Source organism: Pseudomonas sp. CFBP 8770 (genome assembly GCF_014841705.1).
Taxonomy (GTDB): Bacteria; Pseudomonadota; Gammaproteobacteria; order Pseudomonadales; family Pseudomonadaceae; genus Aquipseudomonas.
In genome coordinates this window covers 26,558-51,047 of record NZ_JACYUL010000002.1, presented here as the reverse complement: position 1 = coordinate 51,047, position 24,490 = coordinate 26,558, and the positions used below count along the sequence as shown (strand labels likewise).

27 protein-coding genes and 1 pseudogene are annotated in these 24,490 nt (G+C 51.5%); 17 read left to right on the top strand and 11 right to left on the bottom strand.

Translation table 11 applies throughout. From position 1 onward, the window contains the following. Positions 1 to 418: 418 nt before the first annotated feature. From IFT98_RS05060 to IFT98_RS05040, 5 genes are all read left to right on the top strand, one after another. On the top strand, positions 419 to 1,246 hold the full coding sequence (locus tag IFT98_RS05060) for a hypothetical protein (RefSeq protein WP_192047628.1): 828 nt from the start codon (positions 419 to 421) through the stop codon (positions 1,244 to 1,246). Positions 1,247 to 1,649: 403 nt separating this feature from the next. Further along, complete coding sequence (locus tag IFT98_RS05055) at positions 1,650 to 2,279, top strand: hypothetical protein (RefSeq protein WP_192047627.1); 630 nt, start codon at positions 1,650 to 1,652, stop codon at positions 2,277 to 2,279. A 76-nt stretch (positions 2,280 to 2,355) separates the two neighbouring features. Next, positions 2,356 to 3,150 (top strand): hypothetical protein, encoded by a 795-nt coding sequence (locus tag IFT98_RS05050; protein WP_192047626.1) that lies wholly within the window; start codon positions 2,356 to 2,358, stop codon positions 3,148 to 3,150. 335 nt (positions 3,151 to 3,485) lie between these two features. After that, a complete protein-coding gene (locus IFT98_RS05045) occupies positions 3,486 to 3,704 on the top strand; it encodes a hypothetical protein (RefSeq protein ID WP_192047625.1) in 219 nt (72 codons plus the stop codon). Between the two features lie 73 nt (positions 3,705 to 3,777). Continuing rightward, positions 3,778 to 4,557, top strand: a complete 780-nt coding sequence (locus tag IFT98_RS05040; RefSeq protein ID WP_192047624.1) for a histidine phosphatase family protein — start codon at positions 3,778 to 3,780, stop codon at positions 4,555 to 4,557. 39 nt (positions 4,558 to 4,596) lie between these two features. Here the strand turns inward: IFT98_RS05040 and IFT98_RS05035 are convergent, their stop codons facing one another. From IFT98_RS05035 to IFT98_RS05010, 6 genes are all read right to left on the bottom strand, one after another. Next, positions 4,597 to 4,854, bottom strand: a complete 258-nt coding sequence (locus IFT98_RS05035; RefSeq protein ID WP_192047914.1) for a hypothetical protein — start codon at positions 4,852 to 4,854, stop codon at positions 4,597 to 4,599. Positions 4,855 to 5,033: 179 nt separating this feature from the next. Next, positions 5,034 to 5,477, bottom strand: coding sequence for a hypothetical protein (locus tag IFT98_RS05030; RefSeq protein WP_192047623.1), 444 nt, complete (start codon positions 5,475 to 5,477; stop codon positions 5,034 to 5,036). Between the two features lie 347 nt (positions 5,478 to 5,824). Beyond that, positions 5,825 to 6,277: a hypothetical protein gene (locus tag IFT98_RS05025; protein WP_192047622.1), complete on the bottom strand. Its 453-nt coding sequence runs from the start codon at positions 6,275 to 6,277 to the stop codon at positions 5,825 to 5,827. 13 nt (positions 6,278 to 6,290) lie between these two features. After that, positions 6,291 to 6,692: a hypothetical protein gene (locus tag IFT98_RS05020; RefSeq protein ID WP_192047621.1), complete on the bottom strand. Its 402-nt coding sequence runs from the start codon at positions 6,690 to 6,692 to the stop codon at positions 6,291 to 6,293. 12 nt (positions 6,693 to 6,704) lie between these two features. Then, positions 6,705 to 7,193, bottom strand: a complete 489-nt coding sequence (locus IFT98_RS05015; RefSeq protein ID WP_192047620.1) for a 3'-5' exoribonuclease — start codon at positions 7,191 to 7,193, stop codon at positions 6,705 to 6,707. Positions 7,194 to 7,218: 25 nt separating this feature from the next. Further along, complete coding sequence (locus IFT98_RS05010; protein ID WP_192047619.1) at positions 7,219 to 7,473, bottom strand: hypothetical protein; 255 nt, start codon at positions 7,471 to 7,473, stop codon at positions 7,219 to 7,221. A 122-nt stretch (positions 7,474 to 7,595) separates the two neighbouring features. Here IFT98_RS05010 and IFT98_RS05005 point away from each other — a divergent pair, with 122 nt between their 5' ends. After that, the gene (locus tag IFT98_RS05005) at positions 7,596 to 7,934 is read left to right on the top strand and encodes a DUF7693 family protein (protein WP_192047618.1); all 339 of its coding nucleotides are present in this window, start codon (positions 7,596 to 7,598) and stop codon (positions 7,932 to 7,934) included. A gap of 75 nt (positions 7,935 to 8,009) precedes the next feature. Here IFT98_RS05005 and IFT98_RS05000 read toward each other — a convergent pair whose 3' ends face one another. After that, positions 8,010 to 9,299 carry an RES family NAD+ phosphorylase gene (locus IFT98_RS05000; RefSeq protein WP_192047617.1) on the bottom strand — a complete coding sequence of 430 codons (1,290 nt, stop codon included), beginning with the start codon at positions 9,297 to 9,299 and terminating at the stop codon, positions 8,010 to 8,012. Positions 9,300 to 9,422: 123 nt separating this feature from the next. On the opposite strand from IFT98_RS05000, the gene IFT98_RS04995 reads away from it, so the two are divergent. Then, positions 9,423 to 10,604 carry a hypothetical protein gene (locus IFT98_RS04995; RefSeq protein WP_197976575.1) on the top strand — a complete coding sequence of 394 codons (1,182 nt, stop codon included), beginning with the start codon at positions 9,423 to 9,425 and terminating at the stop codon, positions 10,602 to 10,604. Between the two features lie 202 nt (positions 10,605 to 10,806). Here the strand turns inward: IFT98_RS04995 and IFT98_RS04990 are convergent, their stop codons facing one another. Next, positions 10,807 to 11,262 carry a helix-turn-helix domain-containing protein gene (locus IFT98_RS04990; RefSeq protein ID WP_192047616.1) on the bottom strand — a complete coding sequence of 152 codons (456 nt, stop codon included), beginning with the start codon at positions 11,260 to 11,262 and terminating at the stop codon, positions 10,807 to 10,809. 160 nt (positions 11,263 to 11,422) lie between these two features. Between IFT98_RS04990 and IFT98_RS04985 the strand changes: the two genes are divergently transcribed. From IFT98_RS04985 to IFT98_RS04970, 4 genes and pseudogenes are all read left to right on the top strand, one after another. Then, positions 11,423 to 11,818 carry a DUF6957 family protein gene (locus IFT98_RS04985; protein WP_192047615.1) on the top strand — a complete coding sequence of 132 codons (396 nt, stop codon included), beginning with the start codon at positions 11,423 to 11,425 and terminating at the stop codon, positions 11,816 to 11,818. A 42-nt stretch (positions 11,819 to 11,860) separates the two neighbouring features. After that, a pseudogene (locus IFT98_RS04980) lies at positions 11,861 to 12,331 on the top strand (hypothetical protein). A 2-nt stretch (positions 12,332 to 12,333) separates the two neighbouring features. Continuing rightward, positions 12,334 to 12,723: a hypothetical protein gene (locus IFT98_RS04975; protein WP_192047614.1), complete on the top strand. Its 390-nt coding sequence runs from the start codon at positions 12,334 to 12,336 to the stop codon at positions 12,721 to 12,723. Positions 12,724 to 13,111: 388 nt separating this feature from the next. Next, positions 13,112 to 13,447: a hypothetical protein gene (locus IFT98_RS04970; RefSeq protein WP_192047613.1), complete on the top strand. Its 336-nt coding sequence runs from the start codon at positions 13,112 to 13,114 to the stop codon at positions 13,445 to 13,447. Here the strand turns inward: IFT98_RS04970 and IFT98_RS04965 are convergent. After that, a complete protein-coding gene (locus tag IFT98_RS04965; RefSeq protein ID WP_192047612.1) occupies positions 13,444 to 14,631 on the bottom strand; it encodes an MFS transporter in 1,188 nt (395 codons plus the stop codon). The two genes, IFT98_RS04970 and IFT98_RS04965, sit on opposite strands and share 4 nt — an antisense overlap. Before the next feature lie 298 nt (positions 14,632 to 14,929). Between IFT98_RS04965 and IFT98_RS04960 the strand changes: the two genes are divergently transcribed. The 3 genes from IFT98_RS04960 to IFT98_RS04950 are packed head-to-tail and all read left to right on the top strand — an operon-like array spanning position 14,930 to position 18,045. Continuing rightward, the gene (locus IFT98_RS04960) at positions 14,930 to 16,303 is read left to right on the top strand and encodes an MFS transporter (RefSeq protein WP_342214130.1); all 1,374 of its coding nucleotides are present in this window, start codon (positions 14,930 to 14,932) and stop codon (positions 16,301 to 16,303) included. A 42-nt stretch (positions 16,304 to 16,345) separates the two neighbouring features. Beyond that, complete coding sequence (locus tag IFT98_RS04955; RefSeq protein WP_192047610.1) at positions 16,346 to 17,251, top strand: LysR family transcriptional regulator; 906 nt, start codon at positions 16,346 to 16,348, stop codon at positions 17,249 to 17,251. A gap of 14 nt (positions 17,252 to 17,265) precedes the next feature. Beyond that, positions 17,266 to 18,045 (top strand): cyclase family protein, encoded by a 780-nt coding sequence (locus tag IFT98_RS04950; RefSeq protein WP_192047609.1) that lies wholly within the window; start codon positions 17,266 to 17,268, stop codon positions 18,043 to 18,045. Positions 18,046 to 18,090: 45 nt separating this feature from the next. On the opposite strand, the gene IFT98_RS04945 is transcribed toward IFT98_RS04950, so the two are convergent. Further along, positions 18,091 to 19,158 (bottom strand): porin, encoded by a 1,068-nt coding sequence (locus IFT98_RS04945; RefSeq protein WP_192047608.1) that lies wholly within the window; start codon positions 19,156 to 19,158, stop codon positions 18,091 to 18,093. A 375-nt stretch (positions 19,159 to 19,533) separates the two neighbouring features. Here IFT98_RS04945 and IFT98_RS04940 point away from each other — a divergent pair, with 375 nt between their 5' ends. Both IFT98_RS04940 and IFT98_RS04935 read left to right on the top strand, forming a co-directional pair. Further along, entirely contained in the window at positions 19,534 to 20,535 is a 1,002-nt protein-coding gene (locus IFT98_RS04940) for an AraC family transcriptional regulator (RefSeq protein WP_192047607.1), read from the top strand. Positions 20,536 to 20,691: 156 nt separating this feature from the next. Next, the gene (locus tag IFT98_RS04935; protein WP_192047606.1) at positions 20,692 to 22,092 is read left to right on the top strand and encodes a purine-cytosine permease family protein; all 1,401 of its coding nucleotides are present in this window, start codon (positions 20,692 to 20,694) and stop codon (positions 22,090 to 22,092) included. 45 nt (positions 22,093 to 22,137) lie between these two features. Here IFT98_RS04935 and IFT98_RS04930 read toward each other — a convergent pair whose 3' ends face one another. After that, entirely contained in the window at positions 22,138 to 23,376 is a 1,239-nt protein-coding gene (locus tag IFT98_RS04930) for an OprD family porin (protein WP_192047899.1), read from the bottom strand. A 324-nt stretch (positions 23,377 to 23,700) separates the two neighbouring features. Between IFT98_RS04930 and IFT98_RS04925 the strand changes: the two genes are divergently transcribed. Next, positions 23,701 to 24,489 (top strand): cyclase family protein, encoded by a 789-nt coding sequence (locus IFT98_RS04925; RefSeq protein WP_192047605.1) that lies wholly within the window; start codon positions 23,701 to 23,703, stop codon positions 24,487 to 24,489. The last annotated feature ends 1 nt before the right edge of the window (position 24,490 follow it).

The following is a 24,490-nucleotide window of genomic DNA, read 5'->3' as shown; positions in this document are numbered from 1 at the left end:
ATCATCGCATCCAGCTAGGAGTATTGTTTTCTAAGCATCACCTCTCGGAACGGCAGTCGTGAATTAAGCCTTCGTCTTGACCTGCGGGCTTTCATGCTCAAGCCGTCAGCCAATCGGGCTGCGCACTCCGCTCGGCTCTCGGAACCGACTCGAGATCATCGTAGGCGGATGTAGTGGTGAGTTGTGGTGTACAGCGCCGCGCTTTGGATTGCCACCGACAGCAAGTGTCTCCACGTCCAAGAGTACGAATGAGGGCAACTAGACAACAGCGGCAGGTATGCTAATTTAAGAGCCATCGGTTCACTGGATCGAGCGGTCGGTTCGCAAAAGGCCATGGGCCTCAGGTTGTCATTCCTCACCACGCAGGCTTTCGACAAGAGTCAGAGAGCAGCCGACATCCTGACCCTGGAAAAATGCCGTGCGCGTTCCTATCTATCCGTTCGATCTCGAGCGGAATCGCCGCTTCAAACGTATTGCGAATACCCTACGTTCCAACTGGCCTATCATTGATGGTCTCAGCCTCATGGTGGCCCACGAAGTCCTCGCTTCAGGGCTTGGGTATCGTGACTTTCACGACCTATTGAAGTCATCAAAAACCTGCCTGCCCGATGCTCCCGTTCCCTCATTGGCAGAGGTGCGGGATTCCGTCAGTACGGCGATCTACCTGCACGCGAAACTTCACGAAATTGCTGAGATTGATGATGGGGCAATAAACTCGTTGGTGATGGCATTGCCACTGCACGAGCTTTTGGCCTTCAAGAGCTTTCGCATGAAGCAGGAATCAAGTGCGAGTTCAGCGCCCGCGCGTAGCCAGCCAGACCTCCTTGATTTCGAGGTCTCGCGCGCCCCGAACCGCTCCTTGCTGATCACGCCCTTGAGCCAAGAAGATCTCAAAGCCCTCGCAGAGGCAGTAGATCGTATTACCAGTCTTCGCGATCGTGCACTGTGTGTCGTCGCGCTGTCAGGAATTCGGCAAGTGGAACTCTTACATCTCAAAGCAGGATACATTCAAGGTGATGGTTTGGTTTTCGATGGTTTTAAGGCTTCGATTTCCAGACCCAAGCGAATGACGTACAGGCTGCCCGCATTAAGTACAGCGGTGCTGTCTCAGTACGTAGAAGAAAGTGGGCTTTCCGACGGGGACTACCTGTTTACCTCCTACAAGAACACGAATCATCCTATGACTCAATTTGAGCTCAAACGGATTTTGCGGGCTTGGTGGCTGGAAGCTCAAATCGTTCCATAGAGCGTGTCCATTCGGGCACTACGAGAGGCGTTCATCATGTGTGCCATCCCACATCGTTCAGTCCCAACCCGCGACGCGCTGGCTGCTGCAATGGGCCATCCTTGGCCTGGGCTGTTGTCGCAATACATTCGCGGGATCGATAAAACGCCCAAGGCCTGACATGCTTGCTTGAGCGCTGGGCTTCGTTCATCGAAGCCCAGCCGCTCGACATTCCTGTTCTGATGCAACTCACAACGTGGTCGACTTTTCACGCAAAGCAATATGGAAAAATTTAGCCATGGATCTCATCGGTATGCTTCTAAGATACTGATATTTCGTCGGAAAAATAATCTTTCGCGGCCCACCAGCTTGACCAAAATCCTACCTACGGCTTTATTTCCTTAATCGTAGAGGAGAAATGTGTATGCCAGCTTTGTTCTATCCCGAGTGCGATCCTGTAGAACCCGGTGATGCCCCTCATCACATCATTTACAGCTGCCTGCAATGGAAAGGCCCGAATCTCGAAGCACTACCGCACGCCGCCAAACAAACCTTTTGCTTCCTGTACGGAGACTTTTTGGATGACCGCGTCATCAAGGCGTTGGAGCACATGCACATTCGCGGCGCCATGTCCCCGGTGAAACTGATCGCGTTCCACGACGACTGCCTCAGCGTCTTTCTCGACAGCGCCACCACGAGCGACACGATTCCTGCCCTTGAGGCGATGTGGGAAAAGTTCGTGGCGATTGATCCTATTCGGTTATATCACGTCAGTTTTTCCAGTGAGGCTGACGTCTACGCAGGCCGCTCGGACTATCCATACTGGGGGGTTGTTCAGGAGATTCTGGAATCGAATTCGTTGGGTATCGCCGACTATGAACCGCCTGCCTTTGATCATGGCGAGGACGAGATCAACTCTGATGAATGGCCGTTTTCTACTCCGTTAGGAGTGTGCGGTCATACCGGATTAGCCCCCTCCTCCCAGTCTGAATCGTCATATGGTCAGTGCTTCACATGCCTCTTCATCAAGTTCCACACCGATCCGAAGACCTGATCCTACCAAGGACGTCTCCGACTACTTTCGGCGTACTGCCGCAGTCACGTTAGTCAAATCACACACGGACATCAGCATGCTGACAGCAGAACAGATTAAGCTGAAAGGGATGTGCTACTTCGGCCATGAAGCTCTGGAGAAAATGCTCAACCCGGTGGTCGCCAAGGGCCAGTGTGGAGGTCATGACAGCCTCGACTGCCTGACCCTCTACGACGCGTTCCTGGTGATCGTTGGGGCGGTTGAGGGCTATGCATGCAGCGTCACTGCTTTCCGAGCATTCAAAGGGTTTTTGGCGGTCGAGCTGCGGCAAGATCAGGCGCTAGTGACGACTACTCTTTGGGGTACATGCAGTTTCTTCAAAGGCTTAGGCGTATTGGGTGACGATGACGTTCTCTGCATTATGAATTCCACCACGATTCAGTGTGACGAGAGCTACCTAGCCTGTAACCCATCTGCAGCAGCACTGGAGCATTATCGATCCTGGTACACAACATCGGAGCCTGGCGTTGGAGTGCACTTTAACCTAGCCGCGATCCACCCACATCTGAGTGAACAATCCCAAGATCACCTCAGCCCACTACTCGCCGCATACTTCGCCGGCTTGGGCGGTTATCAAGCATCGTTGGATGCAGGCCTGATCCAAGGACTGCTCCAGGGGCTCGTGCATCAAAACCCTCAGACTGAATTCAGTGAACTGCGCTTGGGCAGCACGGTAAGCAGACAGTTTGTTTCAGATGCCAAGCGTCACTCTGACCTGCAGATGGAATCGGCTGGCTACTCCGCACGCCAGCAAAGGCAAAATTGGAAATTCAATCTTGATGTGATTGTAAGGTTTTTCGTGGCAAATGGTTTTCTTGCTCTAACAAGGTAGAGGCTGCAGGGCCATCTGCTGTTTTCTTCGTTGATGCTTGTTTTGGCATGCTCCTCCGGAGCCGGCTGTCGTGAACCAAGCCTCTGCTATCGCATCGTCTTGGCCCGCTGGGCTTCCATCCTCATGCCTGCGCGCTCCGCTTGCCCAGCCTACTGCACCGAGACCACGAGTGGCGCGGCCTGACCAAACCATGTGTCAGCTCAGGCGTTACAGAGCAGTGCAAGATCTTCTGCCGATGACGCGATCCGAGGATTTCTCTCAACGGTGCCAGCGAGTAAGCTCCTGGTAACGGAAAGCATCAATCGGATTTTGAGCGGGCGCATCGGAGGTGCAACATGGGCTGGCTGAATGCACTACTTGAACGGCTCTTCAGGGACAGACGCCCAGAGTGGGAAATTCGGCGCGAGAAGGAGTTCATCCAAGCAGCGAATCAGCTCAGAACGTTGCGAGTGACACCCCGGGGTGGCATGTCTATAGACCCCGAAGAAATTCGGGATCAGATCATCGCGGCTCGTGAAGAATACAAACATCTCGTGCACGGAACCAAAGGCTGACCCGATTTGAGGAAGCGACGAAAGATCAGCGCCATGAATACTCCAACACCAGCAGAGGTCATCCGGGTGACGCATGACAGATAGCGTTAAGGCTGACACAGCCAAAGTCGTCAGATTGGTCAGACATGCCCAGAGCGCGGCGAATGCTGGCCTATCGACAACGGCTCCCGACACCATTCCTCTGACTGACCTCGGTCGGCTACAAGCGCAGGCCCTTGCTGACAGTATGACGTCGGTACCGGATCTCATCGTTGTCTCTTCATTTGAGCGCGCCAGAGATACCGCGATCCCTACAGCCAAGCGGTATCCCAACGTCCCGTTCGAGATTCGGGACGTTGAGGAATTTACGTACTTGAGTCCAGAACGCTTCGCAGGCACTACTCAAGCTGATCGAAAGCCGATGGTTGATTCCTACTGGAGCGCGGGAGATCAATTGTTGATAGATGGCCCTGGAGCCGAGTCATTTGTTGAGCTGCTCGAGCGAGCTAAGACGATGCTGGATCAGTTGGCGCATTCAGATGTCATGAGCGTGCTTATCTTTAGCCATGGCCAGTTCATTCGAGCAGTGGCCTGGCTTATTAAGCACGGTGACGAGGCCGGCTCACCAGATATGATGAGGCGCTTCCGAGAGCTTGATGTTGGTGAGCCGCTGGTAAATTGCGCTGGGTATGAGATCGTTTTGAAAGACGGCCAATGGACGGTTGAATTTCAGCTCTGCCAAGATGGCGTTGTAAAATTCATAGACCATTTTTGCACCGATCAGTCCACAGGGCACGTCCCGCTGGCTCCGATGTCTCGAGAAGTACGAGACTTTATCGCACGTTCGAAATCTACTCGAGGCATGCCAGAATAGCTGTCGGCAGACCAATGCCCCGTAGCCCACTTCCACGCCCTAGAACTTACCTTCGCCTTTCAGCAGCTCAGGGTATTGCCTCTCCAGGCTGACCTGCCATTTTTTCCAAGATCCTTCCAAGTTGCCATCGGCGATGACTTCTATGGAGTCTGTGAGCTCGTCCTGCATCTGTTGGAACACAGTGTCCAAGGTTGGATGATCCCCGGCTTCTCGAAGCTTGGTGATCAACTCAAGCAGCTCTGCCCCTGTTGCCAATGGCATTTGGAGGTTGCAGTACACAGTGTCGTCGTCGCCCATTGTGCCCATATCGATTCTCCGCGCTCATGGGTTGAGAGCCTAAATGCCCGCCATTTGGGCGTGCCCCACTGGGGTCGGCTGTCGTAAACCGAGTCTCGGCGTTGCCTCCGTCTCGGCCCTTCGGGCTTCCATCCTGCACGCCTGCGCGCTCCGCTTGCCAGTAGCTAGCTCAGCAGCGCTCAGATCGGGAGTTCGGGCGATGGCCTTGTGATTGCAAAGCCCATCTCCGCGTAGCGCCGATGATGTAACTCGCATGCTCTCAACGCCGCGCTATGTCCGTCAGGAGGCAGTACACCCATTTCCGCGACGTAATCCGCAGGATTAGTCGCTCTGAGGACAACCAGTTCGTCAAAGTTTTCTTGGGCTTCAGTGGTGCGCCTGGAGATGATCTTCCGAGCGATTTCCAGCTGTGCCGTGCTAGGGCCGTTGTCCCAGTAAAACTGCTTGAGATCCTTGTAGATCTGTAAGTGACGGCTATCAAAGCCACCGAGATGCCGGTTGGAATCAAAAGGGTACTGGTCACAGTCGTACTGGTGGAGCACGAAATCCTGCAAGAGGTAAGCGGTACCATACTTACCGTCAACGAGGATGTCACGGTACTGCTCATAGGGTGTTTGGATCATCTGCCTACGCCCTCTCCTGTGCGGCATCTTTCAACCGCAAGATGTTGACAAAATTTTTAACCCCACGATTATCACCACTTGGCCTGATACTTGTCGAGTGCTATTAAGAGTATGCTAACTGCATACCCTTTAGTTGCTTGATAGACTTAGCTCCTGCTTTGAAACCTCAACCGGTAATACTCATCAGGCCCAATTCTCCCCCCTCAACCAATTTGGTTACGGCATGAAATCGATATGGAGAAATTACCTAACCTCTGACCTGAGGCTTAGGTACACCCAGGTTGAGATCTATGCCTGAACAACGGCTGCGAGTTTCGATAGCATCCTACCTTTCGCTGTGTCCATGCCTAGAGGGCGAGCCCCTTCTTGAGGACTTCCCAAGCCAGCTTAGGCCCAGCATTTTCCGCTGCCTTGATCACCTTGCCCAGGAACACAAATTCCTCTTCACGATATGGTAGGTACAAAGTCGCGCCAGTCTTGTGACCAAAATGCTCACTCATATGGGCAAGAAGATTCGCCGCATGATCAGTTCTCTTACCGACGCTATGGAATCGAACGTACTCAACCAACGCGTTACTGGCCATCATGTAAGCGGGCACTTCACTCGCCCGCCCCGGGTCACCCTGCCACCAGACGACCACGTATGCATCTTCTGGCTCGGCCTCGTCTTCTGCCGTTGCTCTGATCAATGTTCCGTCGCGCAGTGAGCGAGCAGCTAGCTGATGATTGATTTCTTCTGTATGGAAAAGAGGTGCTAGATTGCCGATGAAGACAACAACCCTCTGAGATGAATAAGTCACGCCACCGTCCTATTTACGTTCGCAGCGATTCAATACGATGCTCCGCCACGTGCCGCATTTCTGCCTGCCATTTTCTAAGAAAACTATGCCAATCGTGCGCGTAGAACCCCTCAGTCACCCCTGTCGAGCCAATGCTCGCAGCCAAAAATCGAGATCGCCAAGGCTGAGGAATGGCCTCAACTCGCACGATGTTGAGAGTTGAGGCGTGAGGCTCCACCGGAACCTGAACTCGAACCTCCTCCACATCGGAGATCCTCATTACCAACGCGGCATCATCAATTTCTACTTGGTCAATTTCTTCGAGAACCTGGACAAGCTCCCGCGCTGCATCATCGCCAGGCTGCAGGCCGGCGAGGCGCCAGAGAGCCCTCCGCCTTTTGGTTTCGCGGTTTTGAATGTCGTTGTTCCCTTCCACCGCAATGGCTCCTCATTGCTTGAGAGTTGGTGCAAGCTCACGATATAGACTAGCTAGCAGCAGGGCATCCAGGAGCGCGTGGTGTGGGAGCTCCGGGATGGTCATGTCACCTATGTCGTCCGCCTCAAGCTCGCGAAACAGACGAATCAGATTCGTTGCTTGGTTGGTCACGTTCGAAGGCCAGCGGTGATCTACGTATGCGAGCTGACAAAAGAAGTCCCAATCCCACTCGGGTGCATCGGAACAGATCTCGAGGTTGCCATTGAGGTTGCCTAGGAAGGCCAGTAACAACTCCTGGGCTTCGGCCATGGTCTTCCCATGCTCAGGTAGATCCAGCTGCGGCAGGACGTTCTCGAGCACGAACTCACTGCAGTCCTCGACTTGATATGTGTCTGTAAGCTCCACGTAGAATTCATCGCCGCCTTCTGACACCAAGGCCAACGAAATCAGCTTTGTGTCCTCGTTGAGCTGTGTGAACTCACAGTCTAGGAATAGCTTCATGAGTTGGTCTCTCTGACAGCATCCATCACACGTTGAAATCCTCAGCGCGTCCCGTCGCCAGTGGATGAGCGTCATATGCTTTGTCAGCAAGATCAAGCAGTCTTGCCCATGCGTTCTCGTTGATAGCCTTCATGTCAGCGCAGGCGTTGACGTAGCCCGTTGCCGAAGCGAAACGAAAGATGACGTCGGCCACGGTGGCTGCTGCGCTGATCGAGTCGATGCGGATGATGGCCCTAGTCATCGCGTACTCAGTGCTTCCAAGCGTTTCAATCGTGTCCATAGCGCTGCCCTCCTGGAAGTTCGAGACATTGATCATAGCGCTCATTGAGAAGCTATGTGCCTACGCTCGACCCAGATGGATCTACTGCTACCATTGCGCGAAAGAGGGCTGGAGAGACGCCGATGATTGAAACCGACGGAAGTAGAGGGCCTTCACCTCCGCTCACCGCCAGGGATGTGAGCCAGGTATTGCGGGAGGTTACTTTCGGACGCCGCTTGATGGCCAAGGTAGGTAAGCAGACGTGGGACGAAGTCTATGCCTGCCATTATGTCGTCGATGTCGAGGGATGGCGTATCACTCTGTACAACGACTGTGATGAGCTCGACTACTGCGAAGAGTGCGTCAGCCTGGATGGGCGGCGCTGGTCGTTTGACTCTGGAGATCGCTTTGGCACTGATCCGATTGCACTGCTATCAGTGTGGGAGCATCAGACCCTTGAGAAACTGCTGAAGGCTCTCTAGCGGTCGGTTTTTCTTCGGCCACGACGACTGCCGCAGCCGCGCATCTTTTAACACCTATGTCAGCGTACATAGCCTTTAGTAAGCATCCCAGTCGTCGTAGTGCTCGTCGGACTCTGGCTGACCATCATCGCGCTGCAGGTCTTCAGTCATGAATTCGACACGACAAACCTTATGCCTTACCAGCGTGTCAGGCACGTACTCAATCGCAGGCTTCTGCGATGGGGAGCTGCTAAGCAAATCATCTAGGTTGGTGAAAGTAGTTCGAGGCTCGAGTGAAGCCACCGCCGCATGATTAAAAAGGGTCAGGTTAGTGCCCTTCCGCACTTGAGCGGATTCGAACAGTACACCGTCGAGCGGCGGGTCGAATTGTGTAGCTAGGAACTCCGCCATCACTTGGGTAGCCAGGTATTCGTGTTCCTGGTTCGGAAGCACAGGAACGGTAATTTTTGCGTGGAGCGTTTTCAAGAAAATGCGCCTACCTATTTGCTCTTCGTAGCTGGCTTCAAACGCACTCAACGGCCTCGCTTCGTAGGCTTCATCCAGTGCGATGAAATCAAGGACGCGAACGGGTCTTGTGAGTTTGAATTCGCCGCTTACGACTCGTCCTCCGACTGGCGGGCGAAGCTCGGCGACACAAGTCTTTCGGTCAAAAGCTCCATAAAAAGCGGCCAACCCTTTAGGGTTCATTCGGCCAGCACCTGCGGACTCCTTGGGTGGAGGGCCGAGTTCTGCTGCAGGCTTACTAATGATCGAGTCGTATTCTGAAGCGGAATCACAGCGCCTAGCACGAAAGATCTGGTCGTCGACAAGCTCTCTGACAACGGACATCGAGCCATCAGGGCTTTTGAAGGATGAAACTCCTTGAAACAGCCAGTCCAGAAAACCCCTGGCATGCTGACTAAAAAACCGATTTCCATGCTTCATTTCGTTCTGAAAATTCAGCCATCGAGCTTCTGCATCCCTTGGTCGAATCACTCTCCACTCATAGTTTTCCTCATCGCTGTACCTCGCTTCGCCTCCTTGCATGATGTCGTAAGGGGAGCCTTCGTTCAGGTCGCAGAGCACACGCTCTACGACCGGGTCATCCTCATTCAAGCCAAGCAATTCTGCGAGATGGAAGACAAGGGGATCCCCGGTCTGCTCGGTCTCAGAGCGCTTACCATTGTCATCGTACTGATCGTATATCGCTCCAGGGTGGCAATACTTCTGGAGGACATCGTCGACCATGTTGACCAGGCCTTCTAACGGGATTGCCTTACGCCTTTTTAGGCAGAACGAGCACTCCGCAGTCACGCCGGTTCGCCTAATCAACCCAATGAGATAGGCTTCTTTCAAGCATTGGTGGCAGATCAGGTCTTCGTCCATGGGGCTGTGCCTAGCAGAGTTCAGATAGCGGTGATTCTAAATCACAGAGTTGTGGCCCGATGAAAATTTGCTGAACTCCCAGTCGCCGCCTTCAGAGTCTCTCTTTAGGTGGCTACCCCTGGCATGGATTTTTCAGCTGCTAACCAATCCAACGCACCACTGCCCATGAAAGCCTCCTGTGGCGTCTATGCGGATTCAAGAGAACCTTTCGACGGTGGCCACACGCCATATTATGAGCTAGACAACCAGAAAAACTCTCAGCATTATTCATCATTGCCTAAAAGCTTGCCTAGCAAGCCGAGTTTTTGCTCAACGATCAGCCCTCATATCAAAAAACAACGCTTTAAACCTACCTCTCGAATGGGGAAATGCATGGATAAAATTTCCGAACACACCCGCCAAGGTGGCATACTTTCAAATGCCATGTTTGATGTTGAGCATGCGCTGGGAATGTTTGCCTACAGCTACTGTACAATTCCAGCTCAGGCAATCTACGATAAAGAACTATTGAAACCTATGATGGATGTTATATCCACCTGCCACATCTACATAATCGGCTACACACCCATAATAAACTTTATCGATGCTAATCAAGACGGCGAAAAGCTTACTTTGGATTTCAGAATTCTCAGCAAAGATCATTCTGTCTCCTATGACATACCTGGATTAACTCTCAAAAACAGAGAAGATGCTCCCTATTTGGAAGACGAGGACGGAGAGGCATACTGGCCGTCTGCAACAGAAACTCAAGCTAGACTAAACATCGAGTCAGATGGTATTAATTTTGATGTCAAATACATTGGCCAAGCCTATGGCCAAGATGGCTCAAGGAATGCTATAGATAGGCTTTTGAAGCATGAGACGCTGCAGAAAATCGCCTTGAAAGGGGTTCCGGACGGCTACAAGCTCTCCTTGCTACTGCTTGCTATACAGCCAACAAACCAACTGATAACCATGATGAATCCATTTGCGAAAAATGGAGATAGTGGAGATTTGAGAATACAGCAGGGACTTAACAAAGCGCAGAATACCACCGAGGCAGAAAAAATATCTCTGTATGAAGCGGCCCTTATTAGGTACTTCTATCCAGAATACAATAAAGAATTCAAGGACAGCTTTCCATCTACAAACTTGAAGATCCTTCATGACTGCTACGATAAGGATTTCAGCGCCGTAGTAGCGGAGATATGTATAGATGAGTTGCCTTTCATGCTGTGCTCACAAGAGGTCAGGCCAAAGCACTATCATGTAATTAAGCATTACTTGCACAAAGAGGAAGATCGAAGGATGTTTTTCGGGATGTGATCAACCGATGCCGTCAAGCACTTTCGAAACAGTCACCGGCTTCGGATCTCTTAGTCCCCGGTGCGACAGTTCTCAGAGTGCTTCGCGCCGGAGATTCAGACGTTCAGAGCACATCAGCCGTGCTTCATATCTCGATGTAAGTCCTCCAGAAGGCTTCTACAAAGGTTGGCAAGGGCAAGAGCGCTCTGCTGCGGGAGAACTATTAATCAGCACTATGCCACAGCCGCCCTACGGTACTACTTGGCAACCCCAGCTGTCGGCAGACCTCCGATTGAGACAGGCCTGCCTCTTTCAATTCGCGGATCGCATTGAGCTTCACTTCCGCAGCGAGCTTTCTGGGTGGCGTGAGCTTTTGAGGTTCGCCAGGTAGCTCCTCGTCAAGAACACCTAGCTGTTCCAATTCTGTGAGCGTGTCAGTCAAGGCTGCACGTGCAGTCTTACCATCATGGGCTGCAGCCACAAGCGTGAGAAACGACAGGGGCGTTAAGCCCAGCGCGTGAGCTAAATCGGCGCTGAGGTCGACACTGGCAGACGTCGTCGATGCCTCCAAGCGACTGATGTGGGCTTGGTCGGTTTGGGTTTGGAGCTCCGCCTGCGATAAGCCACGCCTAACTCTCAGCCACTGCAACGTTGCTGCGTATGCCTTGCGCAAGGACATCCAGGCGATCCTCTCCAAAAAGGAGACGGTATGCCGGGTTTGATCGTTCCCACTCAAATGTATATAGTCATGGTCGTGGGAATCGTGGGTTTGCCATGGGGTGATTAAGCCCCGGTGACTCGCGGTGAACTCCTCCTATCGCCATGAGGATCATCAATTTATGACTAACTCTCCTGAGCCCGAGCTGCTGCAGGAAGGTCAGATTTCGTCCGCAGGCACGACGCTGTCTAAATCTGAGGTAGAGGCATTGGTGGCTGAGTGCTTCGGTCGCAAGCCTTATTGCTTGGTGGAGGACTGGCTAATTTTTCACGTGGACGAGCCTCCTGAGTCGCTTGCCAGGGTGCGAGCCATGGGCCTGCAGACAATGTTCCTTTATTCCCATTGCGTCACCTACGACAGCCAGGGGCGGTTCCCTCCTGGCGGTTGGGTACGCTCGACGTTGTGCAAGTCCTTTGATGGAATTTGCCTGTTTGAGACGCGGAACACCGTCTACGTGCTGGTGGGCCAGGGACGCGAGATGAACGCCTCGCTGAAGACAATATTCGGCTTATGCTAATTGCAGGTGCGCCAGGCGGGCCTGCTTCACACGAGAGACACGATGTTCCGGATTCACATGCAAGACCTGGCTGGCCCTGTTGGGATGTTTGGAGACAGCCAGGCGCACTTTCACGCGGTGTCACGATCTCTCGCAACGCACTGGTATCACGTCAGTCTCAAGCGCCGGCATGAGGGGCAATTCCGGGCTTATGAAGAACTGGTCAGCGATGAGCCTCGTCTTGTAGAGCTACTCATTGCTCAGGACGAGAGTATGGTTGTGCAGGAAGTCTAGGTCGTCACGCCGAGCTGGATGAACAAAAGCTCGAGCTGGAAGATGGAGAAGTTGAGCACCCTATCCATGGGCTTCAACCGAGTAGATGTGCCGATCTGCGTCCTGGAAGTTGAAAGCGGTGAGGTGTACGTCAGCACGCATCAGCGTGACCTCGATGTCGGCTCCCTGAGCGACGTGAAGGAGTTCTACCGGCGCACTGCTGCGACCACTGATATGGCTTCAGCGGCGGAGGTTGTGTAGCCATGGCCGAGATCAACACTGTTGCGGTCGACTTGCACGTTAAACGCTACTCGGACTTTGACCTGCTTCGCCTCGCCAGAGCAGCAAGCCAGGATTACGACGGGCTGGTTAGTGCGTTTCTGGTAGGTGTCCACATTCATGCCTGCAGCGCCGTCGGCGTTGTCTTCAGTCACATTTCCCCAGGGCCATACCAACGATTTGCGGATGGTCGTCTGATTCGAACATCGGATATTCAATCTGTGACGAAGCAAGGCAGGTTTTGGGTAATCAACACAGTCAACTCGAAGTACGTTATTGCGACGTTCAGGCGTGATGTGGGACGGCGTAGCCTGCGTGAGTTCATCCGTATAGCCGAAGACAGGTATTTGCCAACGCCTGATCGCCTCCAGTAGCTCCTCGTTGTCCCCGTCTCGGGCCGGCTGTCGTAAACCAAGTCCCGCTTTAGCGGGTCTTGGCCCTAGCGGGCTTCCAGCCTCACGCCTGCGGCCATCCTTGGCCTGCGCGCTCCTTCCGGTTTGATCGCAAATCACATGGCCGGGTCTCTACCCGACAGCGAACCTTGAGCACTATGAAGACGCCGCCATAAGTCCTACCCGAGATCGCCATTGGAGAGTTCCGTCAGCGCCATCCGCAGCTGTTTTCTGACCCTAGCGTCGATGTGATTTACTGCGGGCAATCCGGATAAGCCTGGTGGCACCCTGCTGATCGTACCCAGCAACGGCGCAGGCGATGACTGCTCCCGCTTCGCCAATAAAATGAGCTGTTTATCCAGAGGTCGTAATGCAAAGCTTGGCTATTAGTCAGATCACCACCAAACCGCTATCGATTGAACAAGATTTGGATTTGTGCAGAAGACTGGGCTGCGGGCTAGAAATTGCAGAGAGCAAGCTGTCGACTGACTACAGTAAGGCGAAAGACCAGCTTGCGCACATTAAAGAATCAGGCATCCGTATCACCTCCATACAACCAAGAAAAGTCGCTGCTTCAGGCTGCATTGCTTCGGCGGCCGTCGACACATTCTTCTACATCACTGCTCTCTGCACCACCCACCGCACGCATGCGAGATTCCGAATGTTATCGAATCATGCTACGTCAGTATCTACAGTGACTGATTAATCGCCACCCTTCATTCGCCTCGCGATCAGATATACCCCTAGGCCAATTAAAGCCGTAGACGCACCAATGTATCCAGTACTCGTCCACCCCAAACCAGCAGTGATAGCCATGCCGCCAAACCATGGCCCTAGTGCGTTCGCCAGATTGAACGCTGCGTGGTTCGATGCCGCTGCCAGGCTAGGCGCCTCATGGGCGATGTCCATCAACCGAATCCGCAGCGGAGCAGCCAATGCCAGCATAGTACCTACCAGGCCTATACCAATCGCCACACCCCACAGCGAACCTGCAGCAAAGGGAAAAAACAACAACACTGCTATCGACCACACCAGCAACACTCCTACCGCACGAAATTGCAAGCGATCGAAAAGCTTGCCGCCGACGATGTTCCCAATAATACCGCCTACACCAAATGCCGCCAGGCCGAGCGGAATCCACTCCGGTGATGCATGCGTTACCTCAAGCATCGTCGGGGCCAAATAGCTAAACACGCAGAACATGCCCGCAAACCCAATGGACGCAATGGCAAGGGCCATCCATACCTGAGGATGCTTGAAAGCGCGCATTTCCTTGATTGGATCGCTACGCAATTCATCACGACGGTTAGGCACAAAGCGCCACACTAGGGCAAGAGAGGTGATCGCGATCAGCCCCACAAGCGCGAATGCAGAGCGCCAACCGAAAAATTGCCCTAACAGCGTCGCAATAGGGTTACCTAACAGCATCGCTAAGGTAAGCCCCATCATCACTCGTGCCACGGCGGCGGCTCGCTTGTTTGCAGGCACCATGCTTGATGCTACTACTGCGGCAATACCGAAAAAGGCGCCGTGAGGAAGACCGCTAATGAAACGAAACACCATCAGGGTCTCGTAGCTCGACGTGAACGCAGTCGCTAGATTGCCTATGGCATACAGGGCCATCAGCAGGATCAAGAGGTGTTTGCGCAGCAACTTGGCTCCGAGGATGGCCAGTAGCGGGGCACCTACCATAACGCCCAAGGCGTAGGCACTGATGGCATGCCCAACCTGCGGCTCACTTAAGTGAAGGTTGGTTGCGATGTCAGGCATCAGTCCCATGATGGCGAACTCACCTGTTCCAATGGCAAAGCAGCCAACCGCCATGGCTGCTTCCGTTTTGGAAGCGGAGCGGGAGGGTAGGACAATATCGGGGGCTAGCGGAATGGACATGAACGTCGCCTGTTCTAAAGGTGGTAAAGGAAAGAATGGGTAGCACTGACGCACCAAGGTCTCAGACACGTTCCCACCAGATTAACCTTGCAATCAACCAGCCAGATAGGCCAGCCGATGCTCACCAATGCCTGTGCACTGGGTCATGGCAGATAACGAGTTGATCTGATGATGAGCACGAACTCGCAGGCCGAGTAATCGCAGGTATGCGACACCGAAATTCCGGCCTCTACCCTGACGAATAACCCCAAAATCAACGAGGAGCGGGTGCCGGGAAGGCCGGCCGCATTAGCGAGGGATGTTCGTAAGCATATGGAATGTACTGACGCAAAGGGGAAACAATGCGTTGCATAAACTGAACAATGGAATTGGTACTATATGCTTACTCCATGAGAATCCAGATATGCGAAATCGTCCACTTTTGATATTAATGTTGATGCTCAGTGCTCTTGACCTTGCCAGTACCGGTGCATTTTATTTTTCACTTTCAGAAATAAAATCATTCTACGGAGTTAGCGAGCTCGAGCTCAACATGTTGATATTTCCGCCTACTATTATAGCGATCATACTTATTTCGCAAAACTGTCGCTTTATAGACTCGTTAGGTAGAAGGAAATTCCTGAGGTTTTTTCTAAGCGTCTACGTCTTAGGATGTGCGATTGGATTGGTCGGAGAAAATTTCATGTGGCTTCTTACCGCGCGCTGCATCATGGCGATAGGGGCAGCCGCTTTTGTAACCACTGCTCGAAGTCTTACATTCGAATTACATTCGTCAGACGAGAGAATGAGAGGGGTCAACTACTACGCTAGCGGTTTGGCCTTGGGGATGGCCTTGGGCCCCTTCATCGCCTCAAGCGTACCGTTTGGCCGTCTCATGCAGGCAGGCTTTGTAGTTTTCGGTCTTACAGCGTTAGCTTGTTTAGTCATAAATGAATTAACCATTGAACCTTCAAATGATTTCCACGCCCCTGCTCAGAGCCAGTATCAGAGCCAGCGCTCAATGGCAGCAATGCTGAGTCCGATAGTAATGCTCCTGATAATGCTAACATTCGCGCCATCCTTATACCGTGAAATGGGTACAGCGACGACATTAGTCTTAATTGGAGCGACTTGGTCGATCTACACTGGAGGAATTATATTATCAAGTTCAAAAACTCATAAATTCAGTATCTATAGTTTTTGGCGGAAAAGCAGGGCATTCCGGTTAGGAATTACTGCATTTAGTCTCTGCTTTCTGGTTATAGGATTCAACAGCTTCTATATATTCAATATCCTCAAAGATAGCAGTCAAATTACATGGGGTACGCTAGGCTCAGCCTATTCGACAGGATTTCTTTCGAGCCTGATCGCTTGGTTGGTCATGTATCACCTTCTTCCTAGAACGCAGGGCTCAAAGCCCTTCTGGATGACAGGAGTTGCTCTTTTTGGGCTGTATCTGGTTATCTTGGTTTGTATCACGAATGGTTACGGCGGAGTTAAGGCCTTTGCGCTCGGTGCTGCGGTGCTAGGCGTTGCTAGCATGTTCGTGCTGGCGTCGACGTCCATGCTGACTTTCCGAGATCTCCAGCAAAATCGCCATGAGTTCGGGCATGCGTTGCAGATTAAAAACGTGCTGAGCCAATTTTTCACGCTGATTGGTGTAATCGCAAGCCAGATCGTATTCTTGCACTGACAACCTGAATTATCGCGGCTGAAGATATCGAGGCAATGGACGATGAACCTGAACGATCTGTACTACTTTTTTTTAGTCGTCAAGCATGGCGGATTTTCAGCAGCCGAACGGTCTTCAGGGTTGACAAAATCTGCACTGAGCAGAAGGATTACCCAACTGGAAGAAAGACTACAAGTTCGATTAATCAATCGAAACACTCGAAACTTCTCACCTACCCCTGCTGGGCTGACGCTTTACGAGCGTACCCAGTTGCTTGTGCAAGAGGGTGAAGCTGCGTATGCATGCATGGCTACCCTCACCGATCATCCATCCGGACAGCTTCGGGTGCTGGCTCCAACTTTATTGGCGCAACTTAACCTCGCAACATTGCTACCTGGCTTCCTGAAAGCTTACCCAGAAATAAAAATCGTTGTGGAAGCTAGCGATCAAAGCCTGGAAATAATCGAAAACGGTTTTGATGTCGCATTTAGAAACAACAAGGACATTGATCCAAGCTCGGGGCTCATCGCAAGAACCATAGCTGAAATTGAGCTCATAGTGGTATGCAGTTCTGACAGCCCTGATATTGGAGAATTAAAAGCCCCATCAGATCTCAAAAAACGCCGCCTAACCAGTTCAGTGCTTGACCGCCTTGAAGGTGCAGTTGAATGGACTTTTATTAAAGACGGCGAAAGTCGAACAATCAAATTTCAACCATCACTGTTTTGCCTAAATCCAGCAGTACAACTGGAGGCGATCAAAAATGGAAGTCTTATCGGCCTGATCCCCAGCGTTCTTGCCGAAGCTGATATAAAAAACGGAAGCGTGTTGCGGATTCTACATGAGTGGCAAACGGAGACTTATAAAATTTACGCAGTTTACCCATCTCGTAAAAATATGAATCCCGCCCTGCGCGCCTTCCTAGATTATATGTACCTACATCTCCCAAGGCAGATCGCCGGAATTTAATTCGAGGAACAATTATGTCAAGCGTTCGCCAATTGGCCGAAGATCTATTAAATAGCAAAATTGAAATTGTTGATCTGTCACACACATTAAAGTCTGAGTTCCCGACCCTTACACTTCCTCCGCAATTTGGTCAGACATGGGCGTTCAAAAAAGAGGAAATTTCGCGCTACGATGAGCGCGGGCCAGGTTGGTACTGGAATAACTTTTCCTGCGGCGAACACACCGGAACTCATTTTGATGCGCCTATCCACTGGTACACAGGGGCCGATGCTCCAGAAAACTCAGTTGACCGTATTGACCCAAAGCGATTTATGGCTCCGGCTGTGGTAGTAGATGCTTCTCACGAAGTGACTAAGAACCATGACTGGATTCTCGAGCCCGAATTCATACTTGAATGGGAAAACGCACACGGTAGGATCACCTCTGGATCATGGTTCCTTTTTAGAACGGGCTGGTCGGAGAAAATCGATAACCCTCTCGAATTCGCGAACTTAATCGACGGCTCGCCGCACACCCCTGGCCCTAGCCAGCGCACGGTGGAATGGTTGATCGAAGAGCGTAATATCGTCGGCTTCGGCGTCGAGACCATTAACATCGACGCAGGGCAATCCGGTAGCTGGGAAGTCCCATACCCTTGCCACAACCGGATGCTAGGCGACGGTCGATTCGGTCTGCAATGCCTGAACAATCTGGAGAAGCTGCCACCAACGGGGGCTGTCATCGTCTCGGCACCCTTAAAAATCGAGGATGGCTCAGGTAGCCCGCTACGTGTATTGGCCATCTTCGACCGATAGTGAGTCTAATCCCCAACGCCTCATTCTAGGCGTTGGGGGCGGCCCTTACTCGTAGTAAAAACGTAGCCCGACTTGAAGAACGCTCTGTTCTCTCGCATCGGAAACACCATAAGCGCCAGAGATGTACGCATTCTGCCCAGTGCCCCCGGTGACCTGATAGACACCCGATACATAGCCCAGTAAATATCGATTCAGGTTATAGAAATAGGTAATACCCATCTGGTTCGCGCTTGAATCCCCAAGTTTGGCATTACCATCCATGTAAGCGTAGTTCGCGTATACGCCTGATTTATCATCGAATGGAACCAATAGGCCAAGCAGATAAGAATCAATCCCTGCGTCGCTATAGGTGTTGTTTGTCTTGGTGTATAACCCATCTAAAACAACATTTTCGAACTCATAAGCAAAACCGGCGCCGTAGTTCTCGATACCGTCTTTTCCGTCATTAATAGATTTATGCTCGGCGTTGGCGTAAGCCGCTGTCAATCTTAAAGGCCCTTTAGAATACGCAGCACTGTAACTTGTCGTGCGGCCGAAATTGTTGGAGCTATCTTTGTCGCCCTCTGCATACATGGCGCCTAACACCACACCATTGAAACTAGGGGTTTTATATTTTATAGCGTTACCCGTTGGGAAGCCGCCTGCAATCCGGTTGTAGTCGATAGAACCGAAAGGTAGCCCTAAATTGAAAGGCCCGGCGTGAACTTGAAAAAGAGAAACATAACCCAGGTTTTTACCCCAGCGCTCTGCGGAAAGCGTTTCAAACATAAAATCCCACTGCTTACCGACAAAGACATCCCCATAAGGTGTCTTTACCCCACCATACGCCTGCCTACTGAAAATGCCATGACCGGTGATACGCAAGTCCTGCAGCGAGTAGCCGGACTCAAGTTTGAAAACTCCCTTATAGCCATCCGCGATGCTGCCCTCCCCCTTGAGTCCGAAGAAATTCGGCGAAAGCCGTCCCTCCTGATAATGGTACTCCTGCTCTCCTCCAATGTTATTATGGGTATTCCAACCCACGTCAGTCAGTATATATGGCTTAAGGAAATCCTCAGCACCAGCAATTACCGGTAAGCAAAGGAGGGAAGCCAAAGCAATAGCGCTCTTCATCATCAGCCTCTTTGTATTTATGAGTTACGGCAGATTTGAGTAGGTGTTTCGAAAAGGTGGTCTATGCCACCGTTTGCCGTTCCAATTCTGTGAGCGCTTCGTACTCGACGACTATCCAAAACAGATAAATTTTTTATCCGCTTCGTGGCCTAAGTTTGCAGTTCAGTTGAGAACTGTACGACTTTCATTAAGCTCATCCGCCGACAGCAACCAAAATAAACAGAGCAATATGGACGAAACGCGTTTTGCATATACATTTTACGCAAAGAATATCCACCTAGTGCAATAATTTTTGTTTAGAACCTCGCCCTGCTTGTAAAGTTTAACCGATCAATAGTCAATTGCGAACAAACATCAAAAGCAGCGAGCCTGATCATGAGAGCATTCAACGGCGTACCGCAGCTGGATATTGATATCTTTAGGAACGACGAGTCGGGCGCTCACGCTTGGATGACGAGTATTTGCGGCCCACATGATTTGAACGTCGCCCGACCTGGCCACGTTGACTTTCGACATGTGGGACGCGTGCTCAATACAGCTACCATTGGCTACATAGAGTATGGGACGGATGCCCAGATCGACGTGTATGAACTATCAAACTTCGATAATTTTTGCATCAGCCTGCCGATTGTAGGCTCACAGGAATTGATACTCCAAGGAAAAAGCATTCTCTCTGATCAAAATACCGGATGTATCATCGCTCCATTTCAGGCTCAGCGTCTTTCAATGGACAAGCTTTGCAAAAAAATCCAGCTTACCCTTCCATCAGCGCTCTTACACGAAAAGCTTGAACATCTCCTAAGACGCCGAGTAGCCAGCCGCCTTGAATTCTCACCCTCAATTGATGCGGCGAGCGGAGCATCGGGAAACTGGTGGGGACTTATCAAGTACTACCTTGACGAAAGCCCACTTGGTTTGAGTGCATTTGGAAAAATGCATCTAGCTGCTGAAATCGAGTCAATTATTGTAAAGAGCCTCTTATTCAGTCAGCCCAGCAACTACAGCGACGAACTCACAGAGACAAGTGAAAAAACAATACCTCCACATATAAAAAAGGCGAGATGCTTCATAGAGCTTAATGCAAAGTACGAGCTCTCACTAGAGGACATAGAAACAGCTGCGGGAGTCTCACGCTACAAGCTATTGAATGACTTCAGGAAGTGCCTAAACACATCGCCCATGGCCTATTTGAAAAAATACAGACTTATGAAAATAAGGGAGGCACTACTTAGTGATCGATGTTCCACAAACGTTTCGACAGTCGCAATGAACTGGGGCTGCTCGCACCTCGGAAGATTTTCAACGGAGTACCGAGCCCTATTTGGAGAAAGCCCGAGCGTAACCTCACGCCGCTTCGACTCTAAAGCACATGAATAAAACATAATCAAGCGGTACCTTTTCGCAAGAACTGGATAGATCTTGCTCCTTATCTGGATTGGATTTTAGAGCATCCTGAGCGAACTTGTAGTTTCCGACAGGGCGTCAGTAACAGCTATTGATGAACACCGTTTGCCAACAATAACCGGAGAGCATATGGCCACCTTCAGCAAGTCAACAGACGATCACTCATTAGAGTCTGTGCCTCACAGTGAACGCCAGAACTGGCTTCAGTTAACCTGGAATACCACCGGAATCGTCACGACTCTCATCCAAATATTTCTCGGTGCACTGGTGACATTTGTTGCCGGCATCTGGATTGGTATAATTGCAGGCCTAGTAGTAACCGTGGTAGGCGCACTCTTGGGGTGGGGAGTTGGACATGTTGCCTACAAGACAGGGCTTGCCAGCTCTATGCTATCGCGTCAACACGGTTTTGGCCGAAAAGGTTCTGCATTGGTAGCGCTTACGTTCGGCTTTATGATAATTGGGTTCATCGCGCTTGAAAACGCCTTGCTTTACAAAGGTTTATTATTCTGGCTTGGCCTTGAAGATACCTTACTGCTGCAGGTAGCAGTTTATGGCGGGATGTCGGTTGTATGGATCCTACTTACAGCCTTTGGTTTCCAAGTGGTAGCTCGGTTTTCGTCCATCACGCTGGTTGCATTTCTAGCGCTACTGGTCTACATGATGTTCGACGTAATCCATTCGTCAGGTCAGAGCTGGGAAACAGTGTTGTCCTTCGGGGCGCAATTTCCTCCTGAGGCCTTGGCAGCTATGGGTGCGGACACCGATATGGGCAAATTCGTCTTCTGCATTAATGTGCTGATCGGCTCAGCAGGTGCTTTGGCACTTATTGATGGCGACCTGGGTCGATATGCAAAGTCCAGCAAGGACATTTTGGTCGCGGCCATTTTTGGCAACGTGTTCATGGACATCGTGATGCTCATTTTTGGAGCGGTCATTATGTATGCCGGTACAGAACGACTGGTGGAATACTATGTGGCCCGAGGCATGAACCACGAGACGGCATTGCAGGCGGTACTTCAAAGCCCGGACAGCGTTGCCGCTGCGTTTGTCATTTTTGCTGGTAGCCTTGGTGCGGTCATGCTTTTTCTTGCCCAGGGTAAAGCTCAGGTGCTCAACACGTACAGCGCTTCGTTGTCTCTTACAGGATTGGCAGACGTAGCGTTCGGATGGCGCCCTGGTCGCATCTTATTTGTCATCCTAGCCAATGTGCTGGCGTGCGTTATGTTGGCGGGATCTATCCTGGAGTGGGTCAACAGTTTCATCACCATCCTAGGAGTACTCACAACCTGTTTCGCCGGCATCATCATAGCGGACTATCTTATCGTGGCCCGCCTCGGATCGAATCGTTCAACACCCGAAGTAAACTGGGCTGGTGTAGTAACGGTTGGCATTGGCTTCGTACTGGCTCACTACGTACTCAAAGCATGGGTTCCCATTGAATTCGCTACATCATTGGTAGCATCCTTCGTTCTTTATCCAACGCTTCGATTAGTTAGTCGAAAAAAATCACTTGCAGCGGCAACCTGATAATCAAACAAAGGCCAGCACGCTGGCCTTTTTTTCTTCATTCGATCACCAAAATTTCCATGTATAGGTAGTCGCTAGCCTATTTTCATCAAAGTCAGAGCCATATCGGCTTTTGATCTGGATGTTCCTCATCTCAAACCCCAACCCCTTAAGAGCTCCTCGTTGTACAACATAGCTCACTACGAAGTTTCGCTCGCTTTCCAACCCGCGTGACAAATCTTCTCCGCGATCAATTTCGGTACCTCGCATATATCGGGTCATAAATTTCAGCCCGGGAATCCCAGATTTCGTAAAATCATAATCATAGCGAGCCTGCCACGAACGCTCTTCTGCTTGGTAGAATGCAATCGTCGACCAGTTCACCAAATGAAGCTGTGGCGCATAGCCGAGAAGGGGGAAAGGATCCGACCCATCCATCTCTTGATAGGCGATGGTGAACGCATGCCCGCTCTTGCGTAAGGACGTCATCAAACCCAGCGATTTGTTGTCGTAGTCTCCATTCAATTGCTGGCCATCACCCGTATTTTTGTAATACCTGACGTCGTTCTTCAACGAGTAACCATCACCAAGGTCTGCGATGTACGTCAGCCCTAGATAGTTCTGGTTGTAGATATCCTCCAGCTGCGCGTAGAAATAGCTGACACTGAGCGCAGGGCTAAACGTGTACGTACCGCCGGCGAAATTCAAACCGTCACTGCCCCGATCAGGGGTTCCCAAAAGGTAGAGTTTTTCACGGTTAGAGGATTCTCGGGATGCGAACGTCCAGAAACGTCCAGCATTCAAGGTCAATCCATCCCACTCTTTGGACTCCACGGTCGCGCCCTGGTAGGTCGTCACGAGTTGGCGTGAATCGTCCAGATACGCGACAGGCAGCGTCGGTCGATGCTCGCCAATCTTGACCTCTGTCTTAGAGGCTCGCAGCTTAACGGCTGCGCCCGACCGCCCGTATTCTTTTGCCTGCTCTTTACGACTCCGGTCGTACGGGATGATGGAGTCCGGGCCTCTTCCTCCGCCTCCGTCGAGGCGGTAAGCAAACTGACTGGAGGTTTCCAGCGCAAACTGCACCGGCCCGGAGGTGTAGCCTGATTTGAACTGAAGGTCGAACCCTTGGCTCCAATTACCAACCCTGGACTTTGGTGCATCCGATTTTTTAAAATCACGGTCGAAATAAAAATTTCTCAACCCCAGGCTCAAGCTCGACTCTTCAAAAAAATCTGCTTGCGCCTGACAGGCGATAAGTCCAACAGAAATGCCAATCAACGGAAAACGTTTACTCGCACACATTTTTCGACCTCTGGTTCTTGTTTTTCGATACTTTGAAATCGGGATGGGAACGGAGACACCTGAAAGCCGTGGATTCATTTTCCACATTGCAAAAACACGAATCGCGACAACTTAGAACGCTTGCACCCAGGATTTTAAAGTGCGAAGGCAGCACAGGGCAGCCCGCGCATCGCGACAAAAAGCAATAACAAAAAAAACATGCAATTTCAGGATAGTTAACGCGCTAATTGGATATCAGCATTGTTCCACGAAAGGCGACTATTGCTTGATGGTCAGGCGCGACTCGCTTTAAGCGACCTACCCAAACACAGGAGCCAAAAAATCATGAATACCGGCAAAACCACGCTCGCCACACTGGCAGAAAAACTCGCTACCGGTCAGCTAAAGATCATCGATCTCACCCATACCCTTTCGCCCGATTTTCCAGCGCTGCAACTGCCCTCTCAGTTCGGGCAAGTTCAGCCGTTTAAAATTGAGCGCATTTCGATGTATGACGAAGCGGGCCCAGCGTGGTACTGGAACAACTTCACCTGCGGCGAGCACACCGGCACGCACTTCGATGCCCCTGCGCATTGGATCTCAGGCCGTGAACACCCGGCTAATACGGTGGATCTGATCCCACCCTCCAATTTCATCGCACCTGCCGTCGTGATTGATGCGAGTCCGCAGGTTGCGGCTCATGAAGACTGGGTTCTCACCGTTGAGTTTCTTAAAAGCTGGGAAGCCGAGTACGGTCGCATCCCCAAAGGTGCCTGGGTTTTCCTACGCACGGACTGGTCGAAGCGGCTTCCTGACGCACAGGCGTACCTGAATATCCGTGAAGACGGTGCTCATACACCAGGCCCTTCGCAAGAGGCCATCGAGTGGCTGATTGATAAGCGTGATGTTCATGGCTTTGGCGTGGAAACTATCAACACCGATGCGGGCCAGTCGTATTCGTGGCCTATTCCTTATCCTTGTCATACGCTGATGCATGGGGCCAACAAATACGGCCTGCAGTGCTTGAACAATCTTGATCAGCTCCCCCCGGTTGGCGCACTCATCTTCTCTGCCCCTCTAAAGATCCAAGCTGGATCTGGCAGCCCGCTTCGCGTTCTAGCCTTGGTGGAGTAAC